The organism is Thalassotalea mangrovi, assembly GCF_005116735.1.
GTDB classification, from domain to species: Bacteria; Pseudomonadota; Gammaproteobacteria; order Enterobacterales; family Alteromonadaceae; genus Thalassotalea_A; species Thalassotalea_A mangrovi.
On sequence record NZ_SWDB01000003.1, the window covers coordinates 238,046 to 246,015 of the forward strand.

Annotated in this window: 3 protein-coding genes; 2 read left to right on the top strand and 1 reads right to left on the bottom strand. The window is 47.3% G+C overall.

Annotated elements, in window-relative coordinates; all coding sequences use genetic code 11:
- The first annotated feature begins 289 nt into the window (after positions 1-289).
- Complete coding sequence (locus E8M12_RS01835; RefSeq protein WP_136734359.1) at positions 290-3,160, top strand: M14 family metallopeptidase; 2,871 nt, start codon at positions 290-292, stop codon at positions 3,158-3,160.
- A gap of 68 nt (positions 3,161-3,228) precedes the next feature.
- On the opposite strand, the gene E8M12_RS01840 is transcribed toward E8M12_RS01835, so the two are convergent.
- Positions 3,229-4,731 carry a CoA-acylating methylmalonate-semialdehyde dehydrogenase gene (locus tag E8M12_RS01840; protein WP_136734360.1) on the bottom strand — a complete coding sequence of 501 codons (1,503 nt, stop codon included), beginning with the start codon at positions 4,729-4,731 and terminating at the stop codon, positions 3,229-3,231.
- Between the two features lie 537 nt (positions 4,732-5,268).
- Here E8M12_RS01840 and E8M12_RS01845 point away from each other — a divergent pair.
- The gene (locus E8M12_RS01845; protein WP_136734361.1) at positions 5,269-7,848 is read left to right on the top strand and encodes a TonB-dependent receptor plug domain-containing protein; all 2,580 of its coding nucleotides are present in this window, start codon (positions 5,269-5,271) and stop codon (positions 7,846-7,848) included.
- Positions 7,849-7,970 lie beyond the last annotated feature (122 nt).

Below are 7,970 nucleotides of genomic sequence, written 5' to 3' on the forward strand. Positions count from 1 at the left end.
TCAAACGAACCGAAAATCAAGGGGTCAGAGTCTGTGACTCTGACCCCTTGATTTTCTCGTAAAGATTATCTCCCTCGACTTCAGTCTCCCTTTACAACAGTGACGATGCGTCAGCACAGTCACTAGCCCTTGTATAAGTTCCCACCGGCGTAACCCCGTCGCCGATAATCCGCCCCGGTAAAGATTATCTCCCTCTACAACAGTGACGGTGCGTCAGCATCGTCACTAAACCTTTATCTTTTTAAAAGCAAAACTTATAGTGGTGATAAAAACAACAATAAGGACAGTTATGAGATTGATTCTAAAAGGCCTTTTAACCAGCAGCCTGATGAGTTTGTCATTACTGGCTCAGGCCAGTGTGCTAATGAAACCTAACCCGGTTCCCGGGGCCGAATATCCGCCGTTGCTACAAGGCGATTACCAACCAAACATCACCACGCCAGAAGCGTTTCTGGGTTTTGATGTGGGGCAGAAAACGGCTACGCCGGCACAGATTAATGCCCTGGTAAAACAATGGGCAAGCGAGAGCGAGCGGGTGCAACTGGTTGAGTATGCACGCAGCTATGAAGACCGGTCGTTACATTACCTGGTTATCTCCAGCAAAGATAATATCGCCAATATTGATTCGATACAGAGCAATATTGTAGAGTTGAGTGAACCCGGCTCTCTGTCCGATGCAAAAGTTTCCCAACTACTGGCCAATACCCCGGCAACCGCCTGGATGGCATACAGTATTCATGGTAATGAGTCTTCCGGAGCCGATTCGGCGCTGGCGTTAATTTATCACCTGATTGCCAGTAAGGATGCTGATACGCAACGCTTGCTGGACGATTTGGTGATTATTGTCGACCCGATGATGAATCCGGATGGCCGTGCCCGCTTTACCAAGCAGTTACAACAAAATCGTAGCAGTGCACCTAATTTCGACGTCCAGTCATTGTTGCACACCGGCGTCTGGCCATTCGGTCGCACCAATCATTATCATTTTGATTTAAATCGCGATTTTTACTATGCGGTAAATCCTGAATCACGGGGGCGTATTAAAGCCATCAACCAATGGCATCCCTTGCTGATGATCGATGGACATGAAATGGGGGCTCTGGATAATTTCCTGTTTGGGCCGCCACGCGAACCGATTAACGAGCATATAGCGGACAGTATCAACCGTTGGAGTAAGGTATTTGCCAACGATCAGGCAGCCGCATTCGATCAACAGGGGTGGCCGTATTACACCGGAGAATGGTTTGAAAACCTTTATCCTGGCTATTCAAATTATGCCGAGTATCGCGGTGCAATTCATATTCTTTATGAGCAGGCGCGAACGGCAGAAGATGGCGTGCGTCTGCATAACGGTGCAATTCGCAGCTATAAAAAATCCGTGCACCATCAATTCTATTCGGCATTGGCAAACCTGAAAACCTTGCAGAAAAACCGCGAGGCGATATTTTCCGATTATGTAAAAAACCGGAAAAGTCATGTCGATAAAAAAGGTAAATACGCCGATCAGTCGTTTGTGGTGCTGGCGACGGATAACCATAGCCGCCTGCAACAGTTCCTCGATCTAATGGATTTACAGGGAATTCGTTACTATCGCAATGAGCAGCCATTAAAGGTGCGTAATGTCACTGATCAATTGGGACAACAGCGAAAATCAAGAACCATACCGCGCAATAGCATCATTATCCCCAATCGCCAATATAACGCACCATTAATAGCGGCAATATTAGAGTTCGATGCCAATATCAAGGATGAAGTGTTGCTGGAGGAACGCCAGAAAACACTGCGTGATGGTAGCTCTGTGATGTACGACTCAACCGCGTGGAACCTGACCATGATGTATGGCCTGAATGCATGGCAGGTCGGTCAGCATCTTGCTGCGGGATTGGATGACTACGAGCAACGTAAAAGTGAGTTCAAAGACCGGGAAAACGCCATCGCTTATCTTGTCGATGGTGCCGATGATGCATCGGTGTCCCTGGCGGCGAGATTACTGGAGCAGGATGTAAATGTCCGGGTACTGGACAAGCCTGGTGTTTATAACCAGGTAAACTTTTCCCGGGGAACCGTGGTAGTAAGCATTGCCGATAATCGACATAAGCCCGACTGGCTGGGTACGTTAAAACGTATCGCTAGTGAAACCGGTTCTCATGTTGAAGCGATCAACCAGGGACTGGGGGATGGTGACTTACCGGATATTGGCTCTGAGCATTTGCAATTATTGCAGCGGCCACAGATTGCAATGCTAACTCAAAACGGCATCAGTCCTTATGACTATGGTCATATCTGGCATCTGATTGATACTCAGTTAGGCGTGCGTCATTCACATCTGGCGCAAGAGCTGATCGGACGCGCCGATCTGCGCCGTTATAATGTTTTAATTGTTCCTGGGCGTTGGTATGGTGAACTCTCTAAAGGCACAATGGATAGCATCGATAACTGGGTCAAAGCTGGCGGGACATTAATCGTTACCGGCAGTTCAGTGGTGCAATTTGCCAAGGCTAAAGACTTTATCAGCAGCAAGTTGCTAAGCGACAGTTTCGAGGATATAGAAGACTATAATCTGGCGCTTACCCGACAGTGGTTGTCTGAGCAGGATAAAATGGCCAAAGTCGATAAACTTGGTCAACATATGGTTGCTGACAATATCTGGTATCCATGGCAGAACGATAAAGATCTCAAACCGATGGATAACAAGCAACTGCAGCGATGGAATGACTGGACCAAAGCGTTTATGCCATCCGGCGCGTTGCTGGCAACTCGCACCGACCAGAAGCACTGGCTAACCTATGGTGTCGATCGGGTGTTACCGGTACTTACCGATAATGCGCCATTACTGATGACCAAATCGGTAACCTCAGCGGTCGTCCGCTATGGCGTACATTTGCCTAATAGCGAGGCCAAGGAGCGCCTGATTGGCTGGTCTACGATCCCGGAAGGTAATGATTTATCCTTAAGAATGAGTGGCCTGTTGTGGCCGGAAGCGGCGCAACGAATCGCCAATGCCGCGTATCTTACCCAGGAACGCAAGGGTAATGGCCAGGTGATTTTAATTGCCAATTCACCAAACTTTCGCGGCGCCACCAAAGGTACGGCGCGGATACTGTTAAATGCCATGGTATACGGACCCGGCCTGGGAGCAAGCGCAAAAATCGAGCTGTAATTGCTATATTCGACAAAGAAAAGGGGAGCTATTTAGCTCCCCTTGTTTATTAAAGCGTGGACAGAACCTTACTTTAAGCTGATGGTGGTGTGGATTTCATCACCTTCACTATGATCGGGTTCAAACCAGCGGGCAGTAACGGTTTTTGTCTGCGTCCAGAACTGCGTAACCTGCTTGCCATTCGGACCTAAATCACCCAGTTTTGAGCCGCGTGAACCGGTAAATGAGAAATAGGCAACAGGCACAGGGATTGGCACGTTAATACCTACCTGGCCAACGTCGATATCATTTTCAAATTTACGGGCAACATAACCTGAGGATGTGAAAATCGACGTACCATTACCATTTGGATTGGCATTGATAATATCAATCGCTTCTTCCAGGGTATCTACCTGTAGGATGCACAGTGCCGGACCGAATATTTCCTGCTGGTAAATATCCATATCAGTGGTTACATCGGTAAACAGGGTAGGACCGACGAAGTTGCCATTCGGGTAACCCGGTACGGTAATGTCACGACCGTCGACCAGCAAATTAGCACCTTGTTCGACACCGGAATCGAGCAGCTTAATGATTCGTTGTTTTGCCTGTGGAGATACTACGGGTCCTAAATCCGCACGACGGTTGGTACCGGCATCGACCACCATGGTTTTCGTTTTCGCGACGATTTCATCGAGCCATTCACGGCTATTGCCGACCAGAATGGTGACTGGATTAGCCATACAGCGCTGACCTGCAGCACCGAACGCTGAACCGATTACATCGTTAATGGCACGCTCTTTATTGGCATCGGGCATTACCACCATGTGGTTTTTTGCACCCATCATACACTGAGCGCGTTTACCATGTAGGCTGGCATGATTATAAATATGGGTCCCAACGGGTGTTGAACCGATGAAAGAGACAGCCTTAATTAATGGGTGCTCACAAATACGATTAACCACATCAGGACCTCCATGAACCACATTTAATACGCCGGCAGGTACACCAGCTTTAATTGCCAGCTCCACCATTAGCATCGTCGCAGACGGATCTTGTTCAGATGGTTTTAAAACGAAAGTATTACCGCAGGCAATGGCTGCCGGGAACATAAAGGCCGGAAGCATTACCGGGAAGTTAAACGCGGTAATACCTGCGCCGACGCCTAACGGCTGGTTTAATGTATAAACATCAACATTTGAAGCAGCATTATTGGCCATTTCACCTAATTGCAAGCGAGTGATCGAACAGGCATTTTCGACTGCTTCTAACGCCCGGCCAACTTCACCTTCCGCATCCGGTAACGTCTTGCCATGTTCTTCAGTGATAAGGGCCGCAATCTCGTCGGTGTGATCCTGTAGTAACTGCTGGAACTTCAGCATAATGCGCATGCGCTTGGTTAGTGATGTCTTGCTCCAGCTGGCGAAGGCTTTGTGGGCACTTTCTATAGCGGCATCGACTTCGTCCAGGGTAGCAACAGGAACTTTAGCGACGACTTCCTGGGTTGCCGGGTTGAGAACATCCAAATACTGCTGAGATTTCGATGGCACCTTTTTACCATCGATCAGCAAATCAATTTCACGAATTGTCATAATTTAACCTTTGTTTTGACCTCCGAAGCCCGGTTCGCCGTGGCTTGGGAGAGGGAATTTATCATTGTTGTTTGGCAACCTAGATTAGGGAGCCACAGGGTTGGATTCAAGGCCTCGGTAATCAAAGAAAAAACCGGATTGTTACATGTGTAAATAAAGCTGAACATCCATCACACAGAAGAAAATTTTTCAGTCATATTCGGAAATATTTTTTGGCTTTAGCAGCAATAGCGTAACAGCGATTTATTAACCACTATTCCGTCGCAAAGTTATCCTCGAGGTTGTTGGTTTTATTGAACTGTAGGGTGATTTTTGATCTGAATTAATAACGGGTTGATGAACGAAATAAGTAGCGAAAAGCCCGATCATCACCTTGCTGTTTGCACATTAAATGTACGAACAGAGGATTACAACAAGGTTAGGTGGTTGTAAATACCTTGTTAGTGGGATATAAAAGTTTACGTTCACCTGATTGTACATAACTAAATACAAACAATCGTTGCTAGGTGAAAATAATAAAAAATTCAGGGAGTTAATATGTCCATTAAATTTAGTAAACGCAGCCTGGCATTAGCCGTATCCGTTGCGTTATCTGGCCAGGCGGCGATCGCTGCCGAAGAAACAGAGCAACAAGCCGTTGCTGAAGAAGACATTGAGCAAATCGTTGTTGTTGGTAGTCGCGCTGCACCTCGTTCTGTCGCTGACTCGCCGGTTCCGGTCGATGTGGTCGATGGTGATGAGTTAAGAAAGTCCGGTTCTTCGGACATGCTTGACCTGTTAGTTGCATCGGTACCATCCTTTGCAGCCCGTGCACAACCTATCAGTGATGCCGCGACCCTAATCCGTCCGGTTAACTTACGTGGTTTGTCGTCGGATTCAACCTTGATCCTGGTCAATGGTAAGCGTCGCCATCGTGCATCGGTTATTGCCTTCCAGGGTGGTGGTGTTAACGATGGTGCACAAGGTCCGGATATTTCGGTGATCCCTTCGGTTGCCCTGAAGCAGGTTGAAGTCTTGCGTGACGGTGCATCGGCTCAGTACGGTTCTGATGCGATCGCTGGGGTGATGAACTTTGTCTTAAAAGATGACGCCGATGGTGGTTCTATTTCTGCCAAGTATGGTGAGTATTACGAGGGTGATGGTGGTACTACAACTGTCGACGGTAACATAGGTTTGCCGTTGGGTGATGATGGTTTTGCCAACTTCAGCTTCCAGTTAAAGAATGCGGATGCTACGTCTCGCAGCGTGCAACGTCCAGACGCACAAGGTCTAATCGATGCAGGTAATACCGCTGTAGGTGATCCGGCACAGGTTTGGGGTCTGCCAGAAATCGAAGACGACATTACCTTATTTGGTAACGTCGGCCTGGATATCGGCGATGATAAAGAAGTTTACCTGTTTGGTAACTACTCCGAGCGTGATGTTACCGGTGGTTTCTACTATCGTAACCCACATAACCGCGGTAACGTTTATTCTATCGACGGTGGTGAAACCTTATTAGTGGGTGACGTAGGGCAAGCAGCTGGCGGTCCTCGCACTTGTGCAGTTGTTCCTGCAAATGTTCCAAATGTGTTGGATACTCCTGAATATCAGGCGATGGTTGCCGATCCTAACTGTTTCTCTATGAACCAGATCTTCCCTGGCGGTTATACGCCAGCATTCGGTGGTAATATCACCGATACTTCATTGACCGGTGGTGTTCGTGGTGACTTTAAAGATGGCTTCATGGATGGTGTGTACTTTGATTTAAGTGCATCAGTTGGTCGTAACGAATCTGACTTTAACCTGAAGAATACCTTGAACCCGTCGTTGGGACTAGATACACCGACCGAATTCGATACTGGTAAATATATCCAGCTTGAGAAAACCATTAACTTTGATTTAAGCAAAGGGTTTGACTGGGGCATGTATGACCTGGTTAATATCGCAGGTGGTCTTGAATGGCGTGAAGAAAGCTTTGAAATCATTTCCGGTGAGGAAGCTTCCTGGAAAGCAGGTCCTTATGCCGATCAGGGTTTCAATATCGGTTCGCACGGTTTTAAAGGTTTTGGTCCTGAATCACAAGGCGTAAACACTCGTCGTAATATAGCGGCGTACTTGGATGCAGAAGCTTATGTGACTGAGTCGTTACTACTTGGCGGTGCGTTCCGTTGGGAAGACTATGATTCATTTGGTAGCACCTTTGATTACAAAGTAACGGGTCAGTTTTCTATTACCGATGACTGGTCTATTCGTGGTTCACACAGTACTGGTTTCCGTGCTCCGACTGTAGGTCAGGCAAACGTAGTAAATACCCAAACCTCGCTTATCAATGGTGAGTTGATCCAGACTTTCTTAGCACCTGCAACGAATCCATTGTCGGCCTTCTATGGTGGTCAGGAGCTAACGCCTGAAGAATCTACCAGTTATACCTTTGGTACCGTACTGCAGTTTGGTGAGTTATTTGTAACTGCCGATATCTACAGCATTGAAGTAGAAGATCGCCTGGCACAAACGTCGCAGATTTCGGTAAACCCGGAGGACTATGATCAGCTACGTGCATTAGGTGTAAATAACCCTGAACTGATTTCTGCAGTTACTTATTTCGCCAATGACTTCGATACAACGACGACCGGTTTAGATGTTGTTGCAAACTACAGCATGGAAATGTTTGGTGGGGATACAGGTTTTAGTCTTGCGTATAACTACAACAAGACCGAAGTCGATCGTGTAGATACACAGGCTGACGGAACCGTTCGTACTGGTGCTGATAAAGTTCGTCGTCTGGAAGAAGGGATGCCGGAGCATCGTGCAACCTTTACTATCAGTCAGAACTGGGATGCTATCGGTATGTTCGTTCGTGCCAACTACTTTGGTGAATACTGGGCGGTTCACGCCGATGATGCAGGCCCAGGTGGCTGGAACCAGGATGCTGACGCTGCTATCACTTTTGATGCAGAAGTTAGCTACTTTATGACGGAACACCTGACCTTTACATTAGGTGCCAACAACTTGTTCGACCAGGAAGCTGAGCGTATTCCTGATGAGTTCAATGGTGTTGGTGGTAAGTACTATGAAAGTGGTCCGTTCGATTACAACGGTGGCTTCTACTACGGTAAAGTTACTTACAGCTTCTAAGCAAACTGTAATTTAAAAAAGGACCTTCGGGTCCTTTTTTGATTTTCAACAACTCTGACCCTGTAGGATCCCCACAAATTTATAACGCTTCATAGCCGAGTCCTTCGCTCTGGTTTTGAAGC

Excerpts from the sequence above, each read along its gene's own strand:
- E8M12_RS01835 (WP_136734359.1), top strand. The coding sequence starts at position 290 with ATGAGATTGATTCTAAAAGGCCTTTTAACCAGCAGCCTGATGAGTTTG.
- E8M12_RS01840 (WP_136734360.1), bottom strand. The coding sequence starts at position 4,731 with ATGACAATTCGTGAAATTGATTTGCTGATCGATGGTAAAAAGGTGCCA.
- E8M12_RS01845 (WP_136734361.1), top strand. The coding sequence starts at position 5,269 with ATGTCCATTAAATTTAGTAAACGCAGCCTGGCATTAGCCGTATCCGTT.